General features: G+C 42.9%; 18 protein-coding genes. 7 read left to right on the forward strand and 11 right to left on the reverse strand.

Annotation, left to right across the window (positions count from 1 at the left end; genetic code table 11):
• Positions 1 to 47: 47 nt before the first annotated feature.
• Genes E1163_RS29720 through E1163_RS29730 form a run of 3 tightly spaced genes read left to right on the forward strand, consistent with a single transcriptional unit; the run spans position 48 to position 5,345 of the window.
• Positions 48 to 656 (forward strand): chemotaxis protein CheB, encoded by a 609-nt coding sequence (locus E1163_RS29720; RefSeq protein WP_155177362.1) that lies wholly within the window; start codon positions 48 to 50, stop codon positions 654 to 656.
• The gene (locus E1163_RS29725) at positions 640 to 4,158 is read left to right on the forward strand and encodes a response regulator (protein WP_155177364.1); all 3,519 of its coding nucleotides are present in this window, start codon (positions 640 to 642) and stop codon (positions 4,156 to 4,158) included. The genes E1163_RS29720 and E1163_RS29725 overlap by 17 nt, the downstream gene beginning before the upstream one ends.
• Before the next feature lie 2 nt (positions 4,159 to 4,160).
• Positions 4,161 to 5,345: a sensor histidine kinase gene (locus tag E1163_RS29730; protein WP_155177366.1), complete on the forward strand. Its 1,185-nt coding sequence runs from the start codon at positions 4,161 to 4,163 to the stop codon at positions 5,343 to 5,345.
• A gap of 19 nt (positions 5,346 to 5,364) precedes the next feature.
• Here the strand turns inward: E1163_RS29730 and E1163_RS29735 are convergent, their stop codons facing one another.
• Both E1163_RS29735 and E1163_RS29740 read right to left on the reverse strand, forming a co-directional pair.
• Positions 5,365 to 7,203, reverse strand: coding sequence for a LamG-like jellyroll fold domain-containing protein (locus E1163_RS29735; RefSeq protein ID WP_155177367.1), 1,839 nt, complete (start codon positions 7,201 to 7,203; stop codon positions 5,365 to 5,367).
• Between the two features lie 21 nt (positions 7,204 to 7,224).
• Complete coding sequence (locus E1163_RS29740) at positions 7,225 to 8,391, reverse strand: sigma-54-dependent transcriptional regulator (protein WP_155177369.1); 1,167 nt, start codon at positions 8,389 to 8,391, stop codon at positions 7,225 to 7,227.
• A 624-nt stretch (positions 8,392 to 9,015) separates the two neighbouring features.
• Between E1163_RS29740 and E1163_RS29745 the strand changes: the two genes are divergently transcribed.
• The gene (locus E1163_RS29745; RefSeq protein ID WP_155177370.1) at positions 9,016 to 9,444 is read left to right on the forward strand and encodes a VOC family protein; all 429 of its coding nucleotides are present in this window, start codon (positions 9,016 to 9,018) and stop codon (positions 9,442 to 9,444) included.
• 45 nt (positions 9,445 to 9,489) lie between these two features.
• On the opposite strand, the gene E1163_RS29750 is transcribed toward E1163_RS29745, so the two are convergent.
• The 4 genes from E1163_RS29750 to E1163_RS29765 all read right to left on the reverse strand — a co-directional run bounded on the left by E1163_RS29750 (position 9,490) and on the right by E1163_RS29765 (position 15,509).
• On the reverse strand, positions 9,490 to 9,897 hold the full coding sequence (locus tag E1163_RS29750; RefSeq protein ID WP_155177372.1) for an OmpA family protein: 408 nt from the start codon (positions 9,895 to 9,897) through the stop codon (positions 9,490 to 9,492).
• Between the two features lie 158 nt (positions 9,898 to 10,055).
• On the reverse strand, positions 10,056 to 12,230 hold the full coding sequence (locus E1163_RS29755) for a S9 family peptidase (protein WP_425482741.1): 2,175 nt from the start codon (positions 12,228 to 12,230) through the stop codon (positions 10,056 to 10,058).
• Positions 12,231 to 12,385: 155 nt separating this feature from the next.
• Positions 12,386 to 14,452, reverse strand: a complete 2,067-nt coding sequence (locus E1163_RS29760) for a carboxy terminal-processing peptidase (protein WP_155177376.1) — start codon at positions 14,450 to 14,452, stop codon at positions 12,386 to 12,388.
• 157 nt (positions 14,453 to 14,609) lie between these two features.
• A complete protein-coding gene (locus tag E1163_RS29765) occupies positions 14,610 to 15,509 on the reverse strand; it encodes a hypothetical protein (RefSeq protein ID WP_246223987.1) in 900 nt (299 codons plus the stop codon).
• Between the two features lie 417 nt (positions 15,510 to 15,926).
• On the opposite strand from E1163_RS29765, the gene E1163_RS29770 reads away from it, so the two are divergent.
• From E1163_RS29770 to E1163_RS29780, 3 genes are all read left to right on the forward strand, one after another.
• A complete protein-coding gene (locus E1163_RS29770; protein ID WP_155177378.1) occupies positions 15,927 to 16,172 on the forward strand; it encodes a hypothetical protein in 246 nt (81 codons plus the stop codon).
• Positions 16,173 to 16,187: 15 nt separating this feature from the next.
• On the forward strand, positions 16,188 to 16,421 hold the full coding sequence (locus E1163_RS31085; protein WP_155177380.1) for a hypothetical protein: 234 nt from the start codon (positions 16,188 to 16,190) through the stop codon (positions 16,419 to 16,421).
• Between the two features lie 127 nt (positions 16,422 to 16,548).
• Positions 16,549 to 17,346 carry a phosphatidylserine decarboxylase gene (locus E1163_RS29780; RefSeq protein ID WP_155177383.1) on the forward strand — a complete coding sequence of 266 codons (798 nt, stop codon included), beginning with the start codon at positions 16,549 to 16,551 and terminating at the stop codon, positions 17,344 to 17,346.
• A 1-nt stretch (position 17,347) separates the two neighbouring features.
• Here the strand turns inward: E1163_RS29780 and E1163_RS29785 are convergent, their stop codons facing one another.
• From E1163_RS29785 to E1163_RS29805, 5 genes are all read right to left on the reverse strand, one after another.
• The gene (locus E1163_RS29785; RefSeq protein ID WP_155177385.1) at positions 17,348 to 18,493 is read right to left on the reverse strand and encodes a sensor histidine kinase; all 1,146 of its coding nucleotides are present in this window, start codon (positions 18,491 to 18,493) and stop codon (positions 17,348 to 17,350) included.
• A 53-nt stretch (positions 18,494 to 18,546) separates the two neighbouring features.
• The gene (locus tag E1163_RS29790; RefSeq protein ID WP_155177387.1) at positions 18,547 to 19,014 is read right to left on the reverse strand and encodes a pyrophosphohydrolase domain-containing protein; all 468 of its coding nucleotides are present in this window, start codon (positions 19,012 to 19,014) and stop codon (positions 18,547 to 18,549) included.
• A gap of 166 nt (positions 19,015 to 19,180) precedes the next feature.
• The gene (locus E1163_RS29795; protein WP_246223988.1) at positions 19,181 to 20,548 is read right to left on the reverse strand and encodes a TolC family protein; all 1,368 of its coding nucleotides are present in this window, start codon (positions 20,546 to 20,548) and stop codon (positions 19,181 to 19,183) included.
• Between the two features lie 25 nt (positions 20,549 to 20,573).
• Positions 20,574 to 23,771: an efflux RND transporter permease subunit gene (locus tag E1163_RS29800; protein ID WP_155177389.1), complete on the reverse strand. Its 3,198-nt coding sequence runs from the start codon at positions 23,769 to 23,771 to the stop codon at positions 20,574 to 20,576.
• A 5-nt stretch (positions 23,772 to 23,776) separates the two neighbouring features.
• Positions 23,777 to 24,835: an efflux RND transporter periplasmic adaptor subunit gene (locus E1163_RS29805; RefSeq protein WP_343034007.1), complete on the reverse strand. Its 1,059-nt coding sequence runs from the start codon at positions 24,833 to 24,835 to the stop codon at positions 23,777 to 23,779.
• Between the last annotated feature and the right edge of the window lie 6 nt (positions 24,836 to 24,841).

The raw sequence follows: 24,841 nt of genomic DNA on the forward strand, positions 1-24,841 counted from the left end.
ATAGACAGTCAGTATAAAATCTATAAAAAGAAATACCTTATCACATAATGGATGCGGCAAAACCATATGAGGCCATAGTGTTAGGAACCTCAGCGGGAGGCACAAAACTGCTGAAATCCATGGTTGCCAAAATCCCTGCCGGCTTTTCACTACCCCTGATAGTAGTGCAGCATATAGGTGCCGACAGTGATGGTTACTGGATCAGGTCACTCGACAAACTGGCTGCCATTAAAGTCAAAGAGGCCGATGAAAAGGAGAAAATTGAGGCCGCCACTATGTATGTGGCTCCGGCCAACTACCATTTACTCGTAGAGCGAGACCGCACCTTAACGTTGACCGTGTCGGAGCCGGTCAATTATGCCAGGCCTTCTATAGATGTGCTTTTTGAGACCGCAGCAGATGCATTTAAAAACAGATTGATTGGAGTAGTTCTTTCAGGATACAATTCTGATGGTGCAGTAGGGTTAAAAAGGATAAAAGAAAACGGCGGATTGACAATAGTTCAGGCACCAGAAACCTGTGAAGCCGCCCCTATGCCCAAAGCAGCCATTAAAGAAGCTCAGCCTGACTATACCCTGCCTCCTGATGAAATCTATGAATTGCTTATAAAATTGGCTAAAAACAAAGAACCCCATACACATGAGACTAAAGATTGACACACTCGGTCAAAAGATAGGTTTGGGCTATACCATATTGGCCCTGATCATCACACTTGCGGTAGGTTCTACCTTATGGCAGGTCAATAATGTCAAAGGTGTAGCTCAACGCATCACCGACCAGCGTGTATTAGCCACACGCATGTGTCTTGAGATCGACAATGGCATCAATCACTCTGTGGCCGCTCTCAGAGGTTATGTTCTGCTTAAAGATCCGGTTTTAAAGAGGGAGCGACAGGAAGCCTGGAACAATGAGATCAATAGTTCATTTGAGCAATTGCGCCTGCTGGCAAAAAGAAAAGTTGACTCCGTTGACAAAGACAAGCTCGATGAACTACAGGCCAGGCTAAACCAGCTCGAAAACTACCAGGACGAGGTGGAGACCCTTGCCGCATCTGATGAAACCGCAGCGATTGATCTGCTGCAAGCCAATGGCCTGAAATCTGCCAACGAAATCCGTCACCTCGTAAATGATATTACCAATGATGTTGAGTTTCTTATGCGCAGGGATTTTGAGGCCATTGATGAGGAGATCATAAACCTTAGCAATCTGGAGTATGGGTTGCTGGGCAGTGGCATTTTGCTGAGTATTCTGCTCGGTGCAGTGGTTTCCCGCTCTATTACACGCCCGGTAGGCAGTGCTGCCGAAGTAGCCGATAACATAGCCGCCGGAAACCTCGAAACTGAAGTCAATGTGGGTGGTACACGTGAATTGAGTAACCTGGGTGCTGCCTTACTAAAAATGAGGAATGCCCTGAAAGACCGAAATCTACAGGCCAAACGCCACCAGGACTACTCTAATGGCCTGAATGCATTGAATAAGGTTATGGAGGGCAACAAAAACCTCAAGACACTGTCACTGGATATTATTACCTTTCTGGCCGAGCGACACAAAGCATGTGTGGGTACACTTTTTTTAAAAAATTCGGATGACACATTCTATCTGGCAGGCTCATTCGCATTCAAGTCTGCCAAGCGGCCAGATAATGTGATCAAACCCGGTGAGGGAATTGCCGGGCAGGTGGCCGTAACACTCAAACCCATGATAGTTGAAGCTGGCAAGGCTGAGATCATGGTCTCCTCCAGCCTGATGGAAACCCCTCCCTCCTATGTCTATGCCCTACCCCTGGTACTTGAAAATGAGGCATTAGGCATCATAGAACTAGGGAAATTTGAGCCTTTTACCGAGGAGGAACAAGCCTTCCTGACTTCTGCCATGGAAACCGTGGCGATTGCTATTGATGCCTCCATAGCACGTGAACAAATCGATGAATTGCTGGCAGAAACCCAGCGGCAGAGTGAAGAACTGCAAGCCCAGCAGGAAGAGCTGCAACAAAGCAATGAAGAACTGGAAGAGCAGACCGTGAAACTCAAAGAACAGCAGGAAGAACTCCAGGCGGCCAATGAAGAACTGGAAGAGCAGGCAGAGATAGTTGCTCAGAAAAATACCGATCTGGAAACAGCACGGCAGGATATTGAGCTTAAAGCCCGCCAACTGGAGATAAGCAGTAAATACAAGTCCGAATTTCTGGCTAACATGAGCCATGAGTTACGGACACCACTCAACAGTCTGCTCATACTTTCCAACGATCTGGCCGAAAACAGGGAAAACAACCTTACACCTGACCAGGTAGAAAGCGCTGAGGTAATAGTAAAAAGTGGCAAAGACCTGCTGGCACTCATCAATGACATCCTTGATCTCTCAAAAGTAGAGGCAGGAAAGCTGAGCCTCAACCCTACAAAATTTAGCATAACAGAGTTGAGTGACAGCATTAAAAACAACTTCCAGCGTATGGCGATACAAAAAGGGCTGGAGTTAAAAATCAACATTGATGAAGGGCTGCCCCAGACCATCAAAACAGACCGCCAGCGTATTGATCAAATTATTAAAAACCTAGTATCCAACGCCTTAAAATTCACGCACCAGGGACATGTTGCAGTAAATTTCAGCCGTGATGCTGGAGACTTCATGCAAATAGCTGTTTCGGATACAGGTATCGGTATCCCTAAGGAAAAGCAGCAGGTGATCTTTGAGGCATTCCAACAGGTCGATGGCAGCACTGCCCGTAAATATGGAGGAACAGGCCTTGGCCTTTCCATAAGCCGTGAACTGGCACGAATCCTTGGAGGGAAGATAACAGTCAGCAGTGTTCCCGGAAACGGGTCTAAGTTCAGTCTGATCATACCGATTGAAATGGAAGAACCTGAAAGTACAGATACTCCGGCAGAGTCACCTTCTCCTCAGACCGGACCATCCTCAATGGAAATTATTGAAGATGAGTATCTTAATTACCCGGCATTGCCCGATGAACGGAACCAGTTCAAGGATGGGGACCATGTGGTACTGATCATTGAAGACGATCTCAATTTTGCCCGTATACTTGCCAACCAGTCCAAACAGAAGGGCTTGAAGTTCCTCTCAGCCGCCACCGGTGAGGACGGCCTCAGGCTCGCAGAGCAGTATCAGCCTCAGGCTATTATCCTGGATATTGACCTTCCGGGAATGAACGGACATATGGTACTCAAAACGCTCAAAACCAATCCTTCCCTGCGACATATTCCCGTCCACATCATGTCTGTCAATGAGCAGACACTGGAACTCATCAAAGCAGGTGCCGTCGAATACCTGACAAAACCGGTAAGCAAAGACCAGTTGGAGGAAGCCTTTGCCCGGATCGAAGACTTCATTAACCGTAAAATGAAGAACCTGCTGATCCTTGAGGATAATGATGACCTGCGAAGGTCTATCGTGAAACTTATCGGCAATGGTGACGTGAAGTGCTTTGAAGCAGGCACCGCGGCCGAGGCCCTGGACTTGTTCAAGCAGCAGAAAATTGACTGTATGGTCATGGATATCGGGCTGCCGGACATTAATGGTTTCGAACTTATCAAAAGGCTGGAAAAGGAAGAAAGGAAACTTCCGCCAATCATTGTGTATACAGGCAAGGAACTGACCAAAAAAGAGAATGACGACCTGCAGCAGTACGCCGAAACCATCATAGTGAAAGGTGTAAAATCGGAAGAGAGGCTCCTTGACGAAACTGCCCTCTTCCTGCATAGAATGGTAAAAAACCTGCCCCCTACAAAGCAGCAGATCATCACAGACTTATATGATCAGGATATTGCCTTCAATGAAAAGAAAGTGCTGCTTGTAGATGATGATATGCGCAATGTATGGGCGCTGTCGAAAATACTGTCACAAAAGGGATTTGAGGTGCTTAAAGCTGATAATGGCAAAGTAGCCCTTTCCAAGCTTAATGATACCCCTGATGTCGACATCGTACTTATGGATATCATGATGCCTGAAATGGATGGATACGAATGCATGCGGGCCATCCGGAAAGATGAACGGTTTCATGACCTGCCCATTATAGCACTTACGGCAAAGAGCATGAAAGAAGACCGGCAGTTATGCATTGATGCCGGAGCTAATGATTACATCACCAAACCGGTAGATGTAGCCAGGTTAATATCTCTCATTCATATTTGGATAAAGAAATAGTTATGCAACAACAAAACCTACCCAAGCAGAACATACCTACCGAAAAAGAGAAAGGGTCAACACCGGTCATTAAAATACTGATGGTAGATGACCGGCCGGAAAACCTTATAGCCCTGGAGAGGCTGCTCAGACACCTTGATGTAGAATTATTCAAAGCTGAAAGTGGCAATGAGGCCCTGCGCCTGACCCTGCACCACGATTTTGCACTTGCCCTGATCGATATTCAAATGCCGGGAATGGACGGCTACGAGCTGGCCAGTCTTCTGCGATCCGATAAAAAAACATCGCATATTCCGTTCATATTTATTTCGGCCATATATAAAGACCATATTAATATTTTCAAAGGATATGAAGCCGGTGCTTTCAGCTATATTACAAAGCCGTTTGAACCTGATATCTTGCTTAATAAGGTGCAGTTCTTCATCGACAAGTACAAGCAGGAGCAAGAGCTAAAGGAGACCCACCAGAAACTCAAAAAAAACATCAGGGACCTGAACCTCGCTTATGATGAGCTTAAATCATTCAGTTACTCAGTGTCACATGACCTGAGAAGCCCTTTACGAAGTATTGCAGGTTTTTCGGAGATCCTCATTGAAGACTACTACGACCAGCTCGACCCGGAAGGCCAAAAACTCATTACCAGGATCGTGAACAGTGCCAAAAATATGTCAACACTCATTGATGACATGCTGGATTTTTCTAAGCTAGGCAGACAGGAGTTGTATCCCCGCAAAGTGGATATGCACCAGTTGTTTCAGGATACTTATACACAACTCACTGAGCGAATGGAAGACGACAGAAACATAGAGTTTAAGCTATCTCCAATAAAGGAAAATTATGGCGATAAGCAAATGCTGGAAAGGCTCGTGACCAACTTGCTATCAAATGCCATAAAGTACACTCAAAAAGAACCCGTGGCAGTAATTGAAGTAGATGGCTATGAGCAGGAAGGACAATACGTCTACAGAGTACGTGATAACGGCGCCGGTTTTGATGAATTATACAAAGATAAGCTCTTCGGCGTGTTTCAGAGACTCCATAAAGTAAGTGACTATAATGGAACGGGTGTAGGCCTGGCTATTGCCAAACGGATCATATTTCACCATCAGGGACAAATATGGGCTGACGGCAAGGTTAATGAAGGAGCTACCTTCTACTTTACATTAGGCCTCGAAGGCAGCTCCTGATCTTTTTATAAAATTCTCCTTACTTTCTCAAAATAACCTGTTTGGTGTATTTATCGGAAGCCGTTGTAACTACCACCAGATAGTTGCCGCCGGATATGCTTGAAGGATCAATCTTTACTTCAACATTACCTATTCCGTTGGAGGCAACATCTTCCGTAAATACTGCATTACCCTGCAGGTCCATCATGGCTACCCGAGCTTCACTTCCGTCAGCCAGCCCCTCCACAACTACCGTGATCACCTGGTTCAACGAAGGGTTGGGGTAAACCGTTAACTGAACATTTTCAATTACCACATTATCCTTCTCCACCATTACCGGAGCAAAATACTCAAACTTACCGTCGTAATCGGTTTGTTTCAACCTATAGTACGATCTGCCACTGAAAGGGCTACTGTCTGTATAACTATATGAAAGAGGTTCTTCACTATTGCCCGCTCCCTCTACCACTCCGGCTATTTCATAGTCTTTCCCATCACGACTTCTTTCTATGGTAAAAAAGTCATTGTTGAGCTCCGACGAAGTCGTCCAGGTAACTTCAACATCAGCACCTTTGACTTTGGCATCAAACCTGGCAAGTTCTATAGGCATCACCACAGCTGAGGAAGCCAGAGCGTATTCCGTACCTTTTTGATTAGGCACCATCATTTGGCTTTGCCCTGCCATTTTATAAGCTCCTGAGTTAGCCCAGTCAGAGGCACTATTCTGTCGCTCCACCAGCTCAATCGCCAGAGGGTCAAAATCTCCGGTGTAATTAGAAAAATCATATGAAAAACTATATTCAACATCTCCCATCGCATATACGCCCCAATAAAACCCTTCAAGAGCCTGCATACCATCCGGAATGGTTACATAGTTAGGGCTTTCCTTCACAAAATAAATATGTATTCCCTCCGGGCTTCCACTGGTGATATCAACCGTAACTGTTCCCTTTCCTTCAATTGTATAAGATAAGCTATAGTTGTTATAGTCATAAATACTCTGGTCTCCCATGTAAATACCTGACGCTACCCATCCTGCACCGGAAAGATCTCCTTTAAGTGCTCCTTTTTTATTTTGTACTGCCTCTTTGATCTCGTTACCTTCTCCCTCATTAAGGCTCAAGTGCATGTAGAGATTCTCTTCTTCTCCAGTCAGCTTTTCCGTCAGTTTCTGGCGAATATCTTCCTGCGACTTTGCCACTGACCAAACCCTCACTTCATCGATACTCCCTTTAAAAAAGTTTTTACCAGTATTCCCATCGAAACTATTGGCTTCAGACTGGGCTCCGATAAAGCCATACCGGGTAGCTCCGGTTCCGAGTGCCTTTCTCTTGTGTGCGCTGTTAGTCCTAGAAACTTCCTTGCCATCGATGTAAAGTATTTTATCATTACCATCATACACTGCAGCCACGTGGTGCCAGTTACCATCATTTACTTTAGTGCTTTTTGACTGGGTTTCGTCTTCCGAACCATCTTCTCCGGTGGTAATAAAGTACACCTTGCCATTTTTTCCATTAACATACAGACTATAATACTCGCCGCCATCAAAGTCGATTACAGGCATGACCTGATCCCCTTTGTCTCCTGCCGGAATACTGACCCATGCCTCAACGGTTAATTGGGGCAGGCTGCCTTTGCTGTCTTCATAAGATTGTAGCGCAACATAATCACCACTGCCATCCATATAGAGAGCAAAACCGCCGCCGTCCATGGCCCCTTCGTCTCCTTCTGCCCTGGTGTCACCTATGTTAATAAAATTGTTGTAAATAAATACTGCAGAGAAAATCAGGACTATGGTAAGGAGTCCCAAAGCTGCATACTTAAGTACTACACTGGTGCTGGTTTTAACGGTAGGTTTTTGGTTCTGTCTCAATCTCATATTTGTTAAAGTTTAAAAAAATTATGTGGAGAAGATCAGATCTTCTTCCTGTATTTCGTCGCCTTCTGCCATTAAAGCAGCTCGTTCTATTATGGATTTCAGTTCTCTTACATTGCCCGGCCAGGAGTGCTTCATCAACTGTTCCATGGCCCCTCTTGAAATTCTCATATCATCCATTTTGTTTTGGACAAGAAAATCCCTGAGGAAAGCCTTTGCCAAAATGATCACGTCATCACCACGTTCTCTGAGTGGTGGCAACTGCAGTAAAAAGCCTTGAAGGCGGTAGAAAAGGTCTTCTCTGAACCGGCCTTCCTTCACCTCTTTTACAAGATCCTTATTGGTAGCCGCGATCACACGCACATCCAGCTTTATAGCCTTATTGCTCCCGAGCCGCACCACTTCCTGTTCCTGCAATACCCGCAAAAGTTTCTTTTGCATGTCCATATCTATTTCACCGATCTCATCAAGGAATATAGTGCCCTGGTGAGCTTCTTCAAATCTTCCTATACGCTTTGAGGTAGCCCCCGTAAAAGCCCCTTTCTCATGCCCGAAAAGCTCACTCTCAACCAGATCGTGAGGGATCGCCCCCATGTTTACGGTTACAAAAGGTTTCTTTTTCCTTGGGGAATTATAGTGTATGGCGCTAGCAAACAGCTCCTTCCCGGTTCCGCTTTCTCCGGTGATCATCACCAATATGTTTTTGGACTCCACCTTCTGCACCATTTTCAGCATCTTCATAATGGCCGGGCTGCTTCCCAGAATATTACTATACTTATTTTTTTCAAACACTTGCTCTCTGAGCGATTCCACTTCCCGCTCCAGGCTAATGGCTGAAATGAGGTTCTTAACCGTGTTGTCCAGCTCCACCAGCGCATCTTCGTTTTTAATGAGATAAGATGTTGCGCCCTGTTTATAAGCTTCCACTACCACCTCAAGTTGCTTCTGACCACTGATGAGTACAGTATAAATACCCGAATCAAACTTCCTTATGCGCTCAAGCAATTCAAGGCCATTGGCATCAGGTAAGTGAAAATCAATGGTTATTATATCAGGGCGTTGATGTAAATTGGCCAGACAATCTTCGGCATTGGTAAAAAATTCAAATTCCAACAGTTCATGTTTTTTGAGGGTCTCCCCAATCATCATAGCATAAACCGGATCGTCATCGACCACAAAAGTTTTAATCATAGCTCTCTTTATCTTCTTTTTATATTTAGCCCCTGCTGTCTATGGTTTCAACCGTTAATAGGTACAGATTTCAAATGGTAACAGTAAGGTCATACTGGTCGTTCACCATCATTTTTCAGCCATTTTCTGGCAAAAACAGCCCTTGATCAGCACATAAAGGCCTTTTATTAAATAAACTTAATAATTGGCTAATATCCTCCTATATGTAATGTTTTACAGGTTATCAGAGATATAGCTTTTTATATGACAGATCACCTACAACAGATTACATTAATATTTACAGGCTAAATGGCACATGTTACAAATACAGAATCTACCTCTCAAAGATGCACCACCCACCTTTATCAACTGTTTATTCGTTATTTACACTATTAACACGTTAATAAAGAACCAATATTTCAGACTAGTATTTCCTCAGGCAAGAACCTTTACCCGGCAATAAAAGCGGGTTTATTCTTCTAAATACAAACAAAAAGCAATGATGTAAGATTATCTGCATTTTGTGCATTAACATACTAATAAGCACCCCGCATTTACAGCAGGTTTTATTGGCTTTACACCCGCTAATCGCCGAAATGGTTTATCTTTAAGAGTTATACACCTAAGCTTAAAAATCACAACAACATGGCAGACAACAATAAAAAAGTGACTGGTATAGGAGGCATATTTTTCAAATGCCAGAATCCTGACAAATTGAGGAACTGGTACAGCGAAAATCTTGGACTGGTCACCAATGAATATGGCTCTCTCTTTGAATTCCGCCAGGCGGATCTCCCTGACAAAAAGGGATATCTACAGTGGAGTCCTTTTGATAATAAAACAACCTACTTTGAGCCCTCTACCAAAGAGTTCATGATCAACTACAGGGTACATAACCTTGAAGCACTGGTTGAAGAACTAAAGGCAGCCGGAGTTAAAGTACTGGACGAAATTGAAACCTACGAATATGGCAAATTTGTGCATATACTAGATCCCGAGAACAATAAAATAGAACTTTGGGAGCCTGTAGATCAGGTATTCACGGATATGTACGAGGGTAAGACCACCAAATGACTTCCCTTACATAAAAGTCTGATCAGATTATTTTTCAGTTTAAAATCAAAATACAATGGGCCAGAGAATGATATCTACTCTCCGGTTCATCACCCGCCCATTGTGAGAGGTATTGGTATACAAGGGATTGGAAAGGCCGAAATTGCGCGTTTTGATCAATTCGGCAGGCACATTCATTTGCAAAAGCTCCTCAATTACGGCACCACTGCGCATCCGGGAAAGCCATTCATTATATTCCCGGCCGCCGATGTTGTCAGTATGGCTGAATATAATTACCTCATAATTTTCCAGCCGTTCAACGTCCTGAATAAACTGCTGAAGCTCTTCAACCTGAAAATCGTCAATAAAGTAACTTCCTCCGCCAAAATAGATGCTCTTTCTGATCAAAGAGTCTTGACATGAAGCCTCAACACCAGCAAAAAGGATGGAAAGAATGATAAGGAGCCGTTTCATAAACCATACGCTTACAACATAATAAACGGCTTAAAATCATCATGGTTCATGGATAGGCAAAATTCCAATAAGTTCCAAAACAAAAGATCCATCCATTACCGGAAGTGGTAACGAATGGATCTTTATTAAAGGCAGGAATACAGCCTCAATTGTTTTGCTTATTTCAAGTGCTCATTTAAATAATCAACATACTGTGAATATAGCAGCACATAGCTAACGCCATCATAAGCCACGCCATGGGCTCCGGGAGGATATATTCTCAGGTCAGCATCCTTACCATTATCAATCAGCGCTTTTACCAGTTGCATGGTGTTCTGCATATGGACGTTTTCATCCATGGCAGAGTGCGCTATAAACATCTTTCCCTTTAGGTTACCTGCGGCGGCGGTAGACGCACTTTTCTTGTATCCCGCTGCATTATCATTCAACAAGTCCATATACCGCTCTGCATAGATACTATCATATAATCTCCAGTCAGTTACAGGTGCACCTACAAGGGATACTTTAAACACATCAGGATGGTTTAGCATAGTATAACTGGACATATACCCTCCATAGCTGTGTCCTCTGATGGCCATTCTATCACCATCTACCCAAGGCTGGGACGCCAGGTATTTAACCGTCTCAACAAAATCTTTGCTCTCAGTCTCACCAAGGTTTCTGTAAACCACTTTTTCAAAGGCACTGCCATAGCCACCGGAACCTCTGTTGTTAACACTGGCAATCACATATCCTTCCTGGGCAAGGTATTGTTCCCATCCATTGGTAGCATATTCATCATAAACAGACTGTGCCCCGGGCCCTCCATAAATGTTCAGCACCAAAGGATACTTTTTGGCCGGGTCAAAGCCCTTTGGCTTGATCACATAGCCATCAAGTTGCTGTCCATCAGAAGTTGTAAAGCTGATGAGCTCTTTAGGTGCGTAGAAGTTGTTTGAAGTAAACTGCTTAACCTCATCATTATTTTCAAACTTTTTGAGCATTTTACCTTTTGTAGACAGCAATTCAACCTGTTTTGGCATGTCGGTGTTGGAGTAAGAGTCAATATAATACTTGCCATTTGGTGCCACGTTCAGATGGTGTCGGCCCTGCGCTGTAGTCAGCTTCTTTTTATTCTTTCCTTCAAAGTCAACAGCATATAGATGCCGCTCCAGTGGCGATGCCTCTGTACTGGTATAGTAGATCACACCATCCTTAGAGTCAACGGCTTCTACACGGGTTACTTCCCACTCTCCCTTCGTTACCTGATTAAGAACTTTGCCGTTGTAGTCGTACCTGTAAATGTGGCTCCATCCATCCCTGTCAGAGATCCAGAGAAACTCATCTTTATCTTCCGGGAAGAAAAACAAGTGCATAATGCCGGCAAAAAAGTCGAATACATCAATCCAGGTTTCAGACTTTTCTTCCATGATAAGCTTTCCAACTCCGGTATCCGCATTGTTAAAGAATAGTTTAAGGTGGTTCTGCTTCCTGTTAAGGTGAACAATAGCCAACTGACCAGGTGAAGAAGTCCAGTATAGCCTTGGAATATAACCTCCCTCCAGCTTCACGTCCATCCACTGATTACTCTTCTTGGCTACATTAATCACTCCTATGCGAACAGAAGGATTGGTATCCCCTACTTTCGGATAAGGTACGTCAACATACTCCGCATGCTGGCCCGAATAATCGGTCATTTGGAAAATAGGCACTTCACGTTCATCAGATTGCCAGAAAGCAATATACTTGCTATCCGGAGACCATATCCATGCCTGCGCCAGGCCGAACTCTTCCTCATAGGCCCAGCCAAAACGTCCATTGTAAAAATAGTCCTCAGCATCAAAAGTCAGTTGCGTTTCTTTTTGCGTGGCAAAATCAAAAACATACAAGTTTCCTCCCCGCTCATAACCGACCTTAGTACCGTCGGGCGATATTTCGGCGGTCTGTGCATCTTTTGCCACCAGTTTAAGTGACTTGTCTTTTACAGAATAAAAATAGAAATCGGATATGCCCGATCTCCTCCATACAGGCCTGAAATTAGTCTGGAACAAAATATATTTTGAATCCTTTGACCACTGAAAAGAGGTATATTCAAAAGCCTTATCCTGACCGGGGAAGTTAACACCTTCAGCCTTGAATATAAGCTCATCACTCTGGCTTTTGGGGTTATATGATCTTATCTCAGGAGTTTCGGAATCACTTGAGATATATGAAAACCTATCACCCCCATCAATCCAGTTTACACTTTGAGGTCCACTGCCTCCTGATAGTTTACTTCCGGAAAATAAGGCTTCTTTCAGGTCTTTGTACTCTTCCTTCTCCTGTGCCGGGCTAAATCCATAGCCAAAACACATCAAAATGGCGAGCACCACGTATAGCTTGTGTTTTATCATAGTTATTGTAAGATTTTAAAATTTGACGCTTAAAAGTAAGATATTTTTCGTGTCTGTAGAAACAAAAAAGGGAGAGCGGTTTGACGGCTCTCCCTTTTACACGATAATTCTATTTTTTATCCGATCTCAGATATCATTTGGGTTAAAATAATGACTCCTTCTTTAAGATACTGGTCTTCAATATTGACATCGTCAGTATTACCCTCACTTTCCTTTTTGATACTGGTTCCAGACAGGCTCACACGCTTGGCTTCACGTTTCTCAGCCTCTTCAATCTCTTTTCTTCTTTTTTCTTCATTCAGAGAAATTTGAGTCTTGGCAAGGTTCAGTTTAAGCTCTTTGGTATCTTCCACCAAAGCTTTTAGCTCCGGACTGGTCTCAAGTCTCCTGGAATATTGATCGTTGAGCCTAAGTACCAACTGGGGAGACACCTCCTGACTAACGTTGAAAGTTGTGCTGTTGATCTGGTCCCACGGCAGGGCACTTTTGCTTGCACTTTCTCCAAATTCATCAGCATCAAAAGCTGAAGGCAGGTTCACGTCAGGGCTAACACCCAAGTGCTGCGTACTACTTCCTGTAACTCTGTAGAATTTTTGAAGTGTTAATTTCAACTGGCCCACTTCCTCGCCCTCCGGTACTTGTAAATATCTGCCCAGGTCGATCACGCTTTGTACAGTACCTTTTCCAAAAGTTGGCTCTCCAATTACCACTCCACGGTGATAGTCCTGAATAGCCGCGGCAAAAATCTCAGATGCAGATGCACTAAACCTGTTGATCATAACTGCCATAGGGCCATTATAAATGATCTCAGGGTCTTCATCCTCGCCTACTTCCACTTTATTGGTTGAGGTACGCACCTGCACTACAGGCCCGTTTTTAATAAACAAACCGGTAAGATCAATAGCCTCAGCCAGTGAGCCGCCACCGTTGTTTCTAAGGTCCATCATCAGCCCATCAATACCTTTGCTTTCCAATTCCTTTACCAGTCGCTTCACATCACGTGTTGTACTTGTATAATTGGGGTCACCTTGCTGGTAGGCTTCAAAATCCATATAGAAGCTTGGAAGTGTAATCACACCGATTTTGTATTCCTTTCCGTTTTTCTTCAAAGGGATAATCTCAGCCTTTGCCTGCATATCTTCAAGTTTGATTTTATCGCGCACAAGGGTAATTACCTGAGTAGGTCCATTTACGCCAGTCTCCGCAGGAAGTATCTCCAGTCTTACTGTTGTGCCTTTTGGCCCTTTGATAAGTTGCACGACATCGTCTATTCGCCAACCGATCACATCTACCATTTCACCATCTTCTCCTTGTGCCACACCGGTGATCCTGTCGTTTTCATGGAGCAGATCGCTCTTTTCAGCAGGACCGCCGGGAAGTATCTGCACCACTTTGGTAAAATCAGTCTCTGTTTGTAATCTTGCTCCAATACCCTCCAGCGAAAGGCTCATATTCTGTTTAAAACGATCAGAAGTCCTTGGTGAAAAATAGTTGGTATGAGGATCAAAAGCCTCAGCTACTGCGTTCATGAACACTTCAAATACATCTTCCGAACGATGTTGCTGAGCTGCTTTACTAAACCTTTCGTAGCGCTTTTTAATGGTCTCCTTAATTCCTTCATTATCCTTGCCATTCAATTTTAATGACAAAGCCTGGCTTTTTACCATTTTCCTCCAAAGTTCATCGAGTTCCTTTTCTGTAGTGGGCCAGGCTCCTTTAGAGCGGTCAGTGTTGTAATATTCATCCACTGTGTAGTCAAAATCCATTCCAACCAGACTGTCCAGTACAAAAGTCATCCGATTGTCGAAACGCTCCTTAAACACATTGTAGATCTCATATGCAAAGTTGACATTCCCTGCTTCCAGGTAATCGTCAACTTTGGTTCTGTATTTTTCAAATTTCTCAATATCCGACTTAAGGAAATAGGATTTATTATTGTCCAGAGTCTCTATATAATCCGTCAGTATTACTGATGACAGAGAGTCGTTGAGTTTTATTTTTTTATAGTGATAGGTATCAAGAATTTGGGCTATGAGCTTGGCTTCATTGCCATAAAATGATTTAGGGGCGATTTCAGTAGAATCATTCAATGATGTATTGAAATCAAGAACTGAATTGGAGCTGTAGGTGATAAAACTTAAAAGTACCAGGATTGGTGCTACGAGTATCGCGATCTTCTTCATGCTTCTCTTCTTCTTTTTCGGTATTAAATATTTTGATGTATAACGAATATACAACTAAAAGGGTGCCAGATGTTTTAAAAAGTTATGTACTTGTTACAACGACCGTTATGATCAATAAGTCTTCAACAGTCAATTATAATTAAAAATTCGCTAATGGCTATCCTGCTTTTTCAAAGTCAAATTCGTCAAGAAAGCTTTTTGCCTGCTCCACAGTCTGGAAGGTGTAGCTTTTTCTTTCACCAGACGAGCCATGGATTTCTACCTTCACTACACTAACCAGAGCATTTCTCTTGAACTGTGTCTTCTCAGGTTTGAAATTCTCGTAACTTTCCTCCTTGGCAATATGGAACTGAGTAGCCCTTACGGAGCCGCAATACTGACATTCGTAGTGCTTGATAAGCTCTCCTTCTTTGGTTTCGGTGGGAGGCTCTATAATTTCCTCACGCACAACCTTGAGGGTATAGAAACCACAATTGCCGCACTGAAGCGCCTCAAGGTGTCCGGGATATTTTTCTATTTGGGTATAACCGGTATCTTCATCAATCCACACATCGTAATCAACTGAGAAAACGTTCTCCTCAGCTTTCATACCTTCATCAAGGTGGACGTCTTCCTCATCTTCACTTAACAATCGCATCCTGTTGCCAGTCTCGGGGTTTATACGCGGAGTGTATCTCCACTTTCTCAATTTCTTGGTCAGTTTGGTAGGATAATAATACTCCAGGACAAGGGCAGCAATATACCCCACAAGGGTACCACCAGCTATAGAGATAAACAACCTTACAAAAAACCAAACCGGATCAAAAGTAAGGGAACCTTTGCCATAAGTATTGATAAGCATGGCGACAGCTATGGCAATACAGATAAAACTTATCTTGTAGGTCTTGATCTCATTATTTCGAATGTAATCGTATTTTTCTTTGAAACCGCTGATTGCAGAAATGCGGAACTGGTGGTAAATAAAAATAATAATGGATAATACAAAAAAGACAATCGCTCCAATTATCATTAATAGATGCCACGTTGTAAGAAAGCCACCTGTCGTAGATTCTTCCATAGTCACTTTTTAATTTTGTTAGTTTTACAATTCTTAAATATAATTAAATAGTTGGTAATCCCCTTTCATAAACAACCTAATTAAATACCGCCATGGGAATTAATAATGGAGCATTACCCTATCCTAATCCCAGCATGCTAATCGACCAGAGAGCCTCACAACCCTGCTTGCATTACGCCTTCAGCTTATGGGTTCGCAAAAAAACATTACCTACAATCATCTAAATAACCAAATCAACTAATACAGTTTAAACCCAAGGTAATCAATAACTTAAGAAATTTTAACTCAAATTAAGCATCACTATACTGATTAAAAAATATGTGTAATTTTACACAATATATTTTTTCAAAAACTTGATTAAAATAACATAAATAGCTATAATTACGTTATAGATAAGTGCAAAAATACACAATCAAAATGAGCGAGTTTGAAAAGAAGAAACTAGACGAACAGTTTTCAAGTTTCGCCAGGCGAAATTTTGAAAAACCAAAAAGATGCAAAAACCTGGAGCAAATCAGGTTCTATGTTAAAGAGTTATCTGCTGAGGTTGAAAACTTCAAACAGCGGTTCAATTACGTACCCAACTCAGCATATACGCTTTTGGCCCAGTATAATTCGATGCAGAATAGTATGCTATATGCCGATTTTAAAAATTCATACTAAAAAAGGAGGCTTTATATGGGTAACTTGAGGTTCGTGCCCTCCCCTATTCCTTTTAGATATAATTTTGTCTATAGTGCCACTGCCAATCAGTCCGGCCGGATGCAATACCATAAGATCAAGCCGGGACAAAGCAAAGAGCGCATTAGCCGGACTGAATTTATCGATGTATTTAATAATGCCAACATACTCGCCGTGCGTCCCCTGCAGGCCACTTCCTCTCCCGTTTTTCAACTGGAGTTCTATATTTAGCACACTTTCCGTACTTACAGCTTTGTCATTGATCATTCACTACGGCCCGTTGGTCTAAATGCACCCATCAGGAGCTATCTTTTGACTGTTGTACCCGTAAAATTCATTGGTTCAACTAACACAATCAATGACAACACTTTTCTATCGCTTCATCTCATTAAACCTCTGGGCACTCCTGCCTGCTTATTGGCAAAAGCAGGTATCCAGGGCCTACTCCAGGATTTATAACAAGGCTTTCACCAGGCATATCATAAAACCCTACTGCCGGCTCAATGGCCTGGACAGCAATTACCTTAGCATGTTTCGGCCCGAAAGCGGGGATAATAACTACAGGAGTTTTCAAGACTTTTTTACCAGAAAATATATAGTGCCCCCACAAATCAACTCACGATACGTATGGCCATGTGAAGGATTACTTTGTGATACCGGGGAGGTAAGTCAGATGCCGGAGATTAATGTGAAGGGAGACAGAAGACATATAAGGACTATTTTCGGAAGTTACGGGGCGGAGATCCCCGGTGATTACCACTTCACCAATGTGTTTCTCCATAACAACAACTACCACCGCATCCATTCGCCTGTCAACGGCAGAGCCATAAGCAGTGAGCGAATTTCCGGGGAGCTGGTTCTCCTCAGGCCCTGGGTTTACAAAACTGATCCATCCCTGCCTGCTATGCGCAATGAACGTGTCAATGTTATGCTTATGGATGATGACAACCGCCCCTGGTACCTCTCCATAGTGGGAGGCCCGGCGGTGGGCACCATCGTTCTCAATAAAGGTTTTACAGCCGGAGCCCGCTTCTCCATTGGGGATGAAATAGGGATGTTTCTACTTGGATCAACCTGCTGCATGGCCGCCCCTGTTAAAAGTGGTACAACCAGGGGGTCACAGGTATGGATGGGGTCACCTTATCTGGAATTATAATTTATTGAAGGCTGGGCAGTCGCACTTCAAAACATGTGCCTTTATTGACCTCAGAGGTACATTTTATACTTCCGCTTAACTTGAGTAAAGTTTCTTTAACAATGTAAAGCCCAAGCCCTGAACCTGTTTTCACATCAGTAGCCCGGTAGAACATATTGAATATATTATCGAAGTGTTCTTCTGCGATTCCAATGCCATTGTCCTCAACGGAAATTACCACTTCATTACCCTCCTGGATTATGGTGACTTCAATGTGGCTTTCTTCTTTGCTCAAATCGCTGTAGCGAATAGCATTGGAGACAAGATTGTTAAGGATTATAAATATTCTGTAGCGGTCGGAATAGAAGTTGTCGATGGGGTCGATATTGACGATTTTCTTTATCTTTTGATCATCCGGCAAAAATTCAAAGTTATGCAGAACCTCTATCATCAGGTGGTTAAAATTCACCTTTTCCACTTTCACCTCTGTCCTGGTATTTCTCGAGTACTCTACCAGGTCGTTAACAAAATCCGTCAACTTCTCCACGGCCATTTTAATCCGCTCAAGATAGTAGTTGGGGTCAGTATCCTTGTCTACCTCCATTAAGTTTACAAGCCCCTTTATTGACAGCAACGGAGCTTTAAGATCATGGGAGGCACTGTACACAAACGCATCAAGGGCTTCGTTGAGATTCTTTAATTCTTCATTGTTTTTCAAAAGCTGGCTCTCTACAGCCTTCCTTTCGGTGATATCTCTCCCTGTTGCAACTATAACATCACGACCGAAGTATTTCCCTTTCCTTAAAACAAGCTCCTTAAGAAAAATGGTCTGATCTTTCTTTATACTCCACCACTCTATAGACTGCGCATCACCTCCTTCCCAGACAATCCTGGTCTTATTGACCACCTCTTCAATATCATTCATATCAGGAGCTGAAAACAACGCCGGAGTATTGCCAATGACTTCCTCCTTGGCATACCCATACTTATCCACCACTGCCTGATTAACGTCTATAAACACTCCGTTCTCATCGTGTATATAGATCAGGTCAGTACTATTGTCAAATAAATCTTTGAATGTTTGGTCTGCTCCTGAAGAGTTACTACGGTTGGCCAAAGCCTTTAACCGCCTGACCTCAGCCTTCAGGCGTTCAATTTCCTCCGACATTTAAAATCATGAATATTCTATAATTTAATAATTTCTGAATGAAACAGAAATTATTACTTAAGAATAGATTTTAAATCGGCCGGGGAATAATTGATAGATTTGATGGTTTTGTTGTCTGAGGTTCGGAACACCAGATATTTACCGTCTATTTTTTTGTAATAGCACTCGGTGTCCTTCTCCGTTTTGTAGTATTCTACAGTTGCCTTGGCTTCTTCTTCATTGTCACAGGCTTTGCTCATATTTGAGCGCTGTACCTCGTCAAAAAGCGCTTTAAATTTCTCTCCAAGGCCAAACTCCAGCACAGCCCCTGAAAGCACATATTGTATGTCGCACAGCGCATCAGCAATCTCTACGATATCCTTGTCTTTAATGGCCTCTTCAAGCTCTTTCAACTCTTCTGCAATCAGTGAAACCCTCAAAGCACATCTCTTTTCATCAGGAATAGTTGGGTTATCCAATATTGGGTGTTGAAATGTTTTGTGGAACTCGGCTACCTGCAAAAGAGAATCTGGCTGTTTCATGTGTATCTGTTTTATTTTCAATATCTTCGACGCGCGTGTTTACTTCCCAATACCATGGTGACCACACACTAAATCAGTGCAATTTTAAACATTAAATTGTAGCCGAAAAAGAAAAACCCATGATAAACATGGGCTTCTGTTTCCTACCTAAGATGACATCACTATATCATTCGGTGACATATGTTTCTATAATTCCTCCAGTCAAACGCATTAAGCTCACCTTAGAATCAATCACGTTATACAGTGATTGCAGTTCCTGAATGGCGGCAGTTAAATTATCATTTTGTACGGTTCTGTAGTCAAATGAATTTATGGTACCATTTTTAAATTTCTCTTCAGAAATTCTCAGGTTCGTTTCTGTGGCCTGTTTCCTTCTGTCACTGATCCTGTATAGCCTGGTTCTAATTTCATATTCATCATGCGCCTTGGCAAGGTCCCTGTAGAGGGAGTTTTTGAGCCTTTCAGTTCTGATATTCTCAATATCTTCGTTAATAAGTGCGTTTTCAATAGCCCTGTTTATTTTTCCGCCATTAAACAAGGTAAATGAAAGTGTGAAGTTGGCAAAATAGGTATCAGTGATCGCATTTAACGGATCAGCAGGCCCGGGAGAACTGGTACCGTCATCAGAAGGAAAGCTTGCATTGCTAAGGTCAACCCTGCTGCGGTTATGTGAGTACCCGGCATTGAAGCTTAACTGCGGGTAGCGATCGGCTCTCCTTATAGCTACATCGTAGTCAAGTATACGTTGGGCTATAAACTGCTTCTTTAAGTCTACGTTCTCAGCATTCAACTTGGCCATCAGGTCGGCCATTTCGTAGGTTTCGATATCAACTTCCAGTTCGTCTGTTAATACGTACATTTTATCCACGTCCTGTTCCGCCAAAAGTACGTTCAAGTCTCTGACTGCATTTCTGTAGCTAAGTTCCTGATTGATAAAATTGGTTGAATCGGTCAGATAATTAGCTTCTTCAAGCAACAGGTCTGTACTCACTGCACTTCCTATATCGGATTTGATTTTAGTGTACTCATACTTATCTCCGCTTAAGGTCAACTGCTTCTGAAACTCATCCAAACGCTCTCTTTCCAGTACCGCTTTGTAATATCCTAAAATTATCGACTGAATCGTATTAGCTATCACAATGTCCGCATTGCCCTTCGACTGTGCCTGAAGCTGCTCCAGCCGGTGCTTACTCATGTTGATCTTAAAACCATTGAATAAGGTCCAGTCCAGGTTAACCGAGGGGTTCAGACTGTTGGAAATGGTCTGATCCTGCAATTGGAATGGACTGGCGGTCTTCACATTATCAGTCAATGAATTGTTTTGATTGAGGTTCAGTGTAACCGTGGGATACCGCCCCGCTTCTCCCCAACTGTTGTTATTCTCTGCAATTTCTACATTCCTGTTTTCAATTTTGATGTCATAGTTTCTCTCCAGTCCTAATTGTATGGCATCGGAAAGTGATAGTTCTTCCTGGCCTGCAGCTTTGGTTAAAGCTATCAAAACCATAAAAAGTATTAAACAGTTATATTTCATTCTTACCAAAATTTTAAAGGGATTATCAGGCCGATTCTTTATACTTTTCTAACCTCTGCTCATCTATAAGCACTCTCTCTACATCTTCACGGGTAGGCTTGTCTCCTGTCCACAGCCACTTCGCATACCTTCTTACATCATTAAACACAAGTATGATAACCGGGAAAAACAGAAGTATTATAAATGTACCTATCAGTACACCATAAGCTACCGCAATAGCCATAGGAATTAAAAACTGAGCCTGAAAACTTTTCTCTACGATCAAAGGCCATAATCCAAGTACAGTGGTAATTGAGGTTAACATAATGGCCCTGAACCTGGCAATACCGGCGTTATAGGCGGCCTGATATACTGACTGTCCTTCATCCTTAACCAGAGAATTGTATTTGGCAAGGAATACAACAGCATCGTTGATAATAACCCCTGAAAGCGCGATCATACCCCACGCACTCAGCAATGATACAGGATGCCCCTCTATACCGTGCCCTATAGATGCTCCAATCCATCCCAAGGGTATCATTAAAATGATCATTACAGCCTGATAAAACGACCTGAACGTAATCATGATAATGAAAAATATCAGCAAAAAGGCTCCACCGAAAAATAAACCTATCTCCTGCCCTGCCCTTGCACTCTCCTTGGCCTGTCCTCCATAATCAACTTTTACTGTAGGGAATTTCGCCTGTAGCTGCGGAATGATTTCATTTTGTACTTTATTCTGAATAGGTGGCACTTCGGCAAAAGGGTCTACAAGATCGGCCTCTACCGTTACCGCCCTGTTGCTGTTAAAATGACGAATGCCAGAAATACCACGTTCTACTTGGTACTCCGACAACTGGGAAAGCGGATATTGCTCACCGTTGGGCGTTTTCACCTTCATGTCCTCAAGCTGACCTATGTTGAGACGCCCGGAACTGGGATACCTCACCCATACCCTGACCTCGTCATCCCCTTTTTGGAGCCGTTGAACCTCTTCTCCAAAAAAGCCTTGTCTTATCTGCTTGGTTATGTCATTATGGGTCAGCCCTAAGAAATATGCCTCGGGGGTGAGATCAAAGAGCATTTCACGCCTGCCTATGGCCACATTATCCTCTATGTCTTTCAGGTCTGTAATTTTACCTAATTCCGCTTTCAGATATTCCTTGGCTTCACGCAACTCATTATAGTTCTTACCCAGCAGCTTCACAGATACCGGCTTGCCCCATCGGTTGCCACCACCTATATTATACTTTTCTGCTTCGGGAACGGGTCCTATTTTTTTCTCTATCCTGTTGATCAGGTCGAAGCTGTTAATCCCATAGTCGTCCAACTCCTTATAAAATACATTGATATTACCCGCATGAGACCCTGACTCTGAACCGTCACTGGTATTGCCTACAGAACCAAATGTATAGTTAACAATATCATCCTCTGTCTCAAGGTCAGCTTTTAAGTCCTCATTTACTTCCCAGACGGCATTGTCAAACCTTTCCAGATAAGCTTCTACCTTGGCTTCTCGCTCACCGGGTTTGAATGCTATGTTTATATTAAAGCTGTTAAATGGGATTTGAGGAAAAAAAGTTGATTTAATAAAACCTCCCTGAAACAATCCGGCTGTAATCAAAAACAAAGACATGAGAATACAAACAGAAATAAACCTGTATTTCATGGTATATTTCAACGCATTACCATAGAGTTTGAACCTCATAAAGTCAATGCCTTTATTGATAAAGCTTCTGATCTTGTAACTTCGGGTATCCTCTTTCTTAACACTAAGTACACTCTTGCTGGCAAGGTGTGCGGGAAGAACAAAAAATGCTTCAATCAGTGAGAAACCGAGACTAAAAATAACCACGAAGGCCATATCCCTGAGAAACTCAAACCCACCTGTGAGCAGTAGCAGCGGCAAAAAAGCCACTATGGTAGTAGTTACCGAGGTAAAAACTGCCGGCACAACCTCCATAGTACCCTGGACTGCGGCTTTTATCGGGTTCTTTGTTCTTTCAAAGTGAGAATATATATTTTCTGCAATTACAATCCCATCATCCACCAGAATACCGATAACCAGGATCATACCGAAGAGGGATATCATATTGATAGTAAGGCCAACGAAAGAGCCCAAAATGAACATACCGAGGAATGACGATGGTATACCCCAGGCTACCCAAAAAGAAAGCCTCAAGCTCAGGAAGGTACCTAATGCCACTAATACCAGCAGCAAACCTACGACACCATTGCTAGTCAATAGCTCCAAGCGCTGGTTTAGCATCGTCATAAAATCCCACGTCAGGTCAAGCTGCACACCGGAATGGGTTGCATTAAAGTTTTCAACATAAGGTGTCACAAACTCAGATATCTGCTGTAAGTCTTCCTCTTCAAGCTTGCTCACCTGGATAAAAACAGCTCGTTTACCATTTAGCAAGGCTTTGTTGGGCTGGTCGGCGTACTGCTCTTTTATACGAGCTACATCTTTAAGCAGCAGGTTGCTTCCATCAGGATTAGAGCGGATTATGATTTCGGCAATGAGTGAAGCATCCGTTTCCTTGGCCTTAGATCTGATCAGGATCTCTTCAGTTTCGGCCTTGATAGACCCTGCAGAGATGTCCCTGTTGTTCTGGCGCACGGCAGTGGCCACCTGGTCAAAAGTCAACCCAAAGCGGCTTAAATCCTGCTCTGAAACTTCAATAGATATTTCCCTTTCCGGAAGTCCACTGACACTAACCTGCGAAATAACCCCGGATGCCAATAAGTCGTCTTTGATATCTTCGGCATACTGTTCTAGTACCCGAAGGTTTACATCCCCAGTCAATGCCAGCCATTGCGCCACCGATTGTTGCCTTTGCTTGTAAATAATAGGCTTCTCTGCACTTACAGGGAAAGAGTTAATACCGTCTACAGCATTTTTAACATCTGTATAGACTTCATCGATATCATAATTCTCAAGTGTTAGAATATTGATGCTGGCAGAGTTTTCCGATGAAGTGGAAGACACCTCATCTATACCGGCAATACTGGTCAAAGCCTCTTCGATCTTCAGCGTCACACCTTCTTCCATCTCCTCCGGAGAGGCTCCGGGGTATGCTACCTGAATGATGATATTTTTATCCTTCTGCGTAGGAAAAAACGACTTTTTTGTGCCCAGCAAAGTGGCCAGACCCGCAAGTAATGTGATAGCAATTACTATATTGGCCAGTATAGGGTATTTAACAAAATACTCTATTAAATTCTGTATACCTTTTACCATTGAGTTTAATTTTTAACCAGTTTGCTATCAGAGCCTTTCTTTTTCTCGAGGTCAATATCCTTTTCTTCTTTCAGCTTGTAGGCTCTCATGTTATTATGAGCATTGATCAGTGGCTCCACCACCAGGTCCGATTGCTCTTCAAGGCCCGAGAATATGGCAGTCTCAGCATTCAGTTTATGAATATTGATTTGCTTCACATTCAGGGTACTATCGTTCAGTACAAAAACTTCGTTGCCGTTAAAAATAGCACTGCGAGGTATGATCATACCATTGTCTATCATTTTGCCAGGAATAACGGTCTTTAGATACTCCCCGTCATACATTCTGGTCTTTCCAGGATTAATGCTGATAAACACATCTATGGACTGGGTTTGCTGATTAACAAATTCACCTATACGGGAAACTTTTCCGGTCCACTCTTGTCCGCTTTCTGAAGTAACAGTAGCCGGAGACCCTATTTCTATCCAGTCGATATCAGAGGTTGCCACATCAACGCGTAGTTCCAGCTTATCTGATCTTAACAATTTACCTATGTTATTTCCAGGGTTTACAAAAGACCCTGATTGTAGATTAACTACTGAAATTGTACCGTTAAATGGCGCATAAAACCTGTATTTTCTAAGATTGGCCTCTGCGCTCTTGATGCTGTAAAAAGAACTGAAGATATTTTTTGTAGCCAGAAAAGTCTTCTCCTTATTGCTCTTATACTCAGGCAAGGCCGGTAAAGGTTCGTTTAGATTAATTGAACTGAAGTAGCTCTCCCAGGCACTATAATTATCACTGAAGTCTATTTTCAGGTCAGGTAGTATAGCTGCAAGATCTTTAAGAAAGGTGCTTTTTTGAGACTGCAGGTCTAACCGGGTTTCCGTGTCATCAATTTTGTATAAAAGTGTTCCTTTATTGAAGCTTTGTCCTTCTTTTAAAGGTACCGCACCGGCCGACATCCTCCCGGATACCTCTGCGATCATGTCGAGCGACTCGGCTGTACGCACCCTTCCAAAAGCTACAATCTCAGTTTGTATGGGCTTGTACGAAACAGGTTCGGTCTTAACATATTTTTTCACCTCTAC

It is taken from the genome of Fulvivirga kasyanovii (assembly GCF_009711405.1).
GTDB classification, from domain to species: Bacteria; Bacteroidota; Bacteroidia; order Cytophagales; family Cyclobacteriaceae; genus Fulvivirga; species Fulvivirga kasyanovii.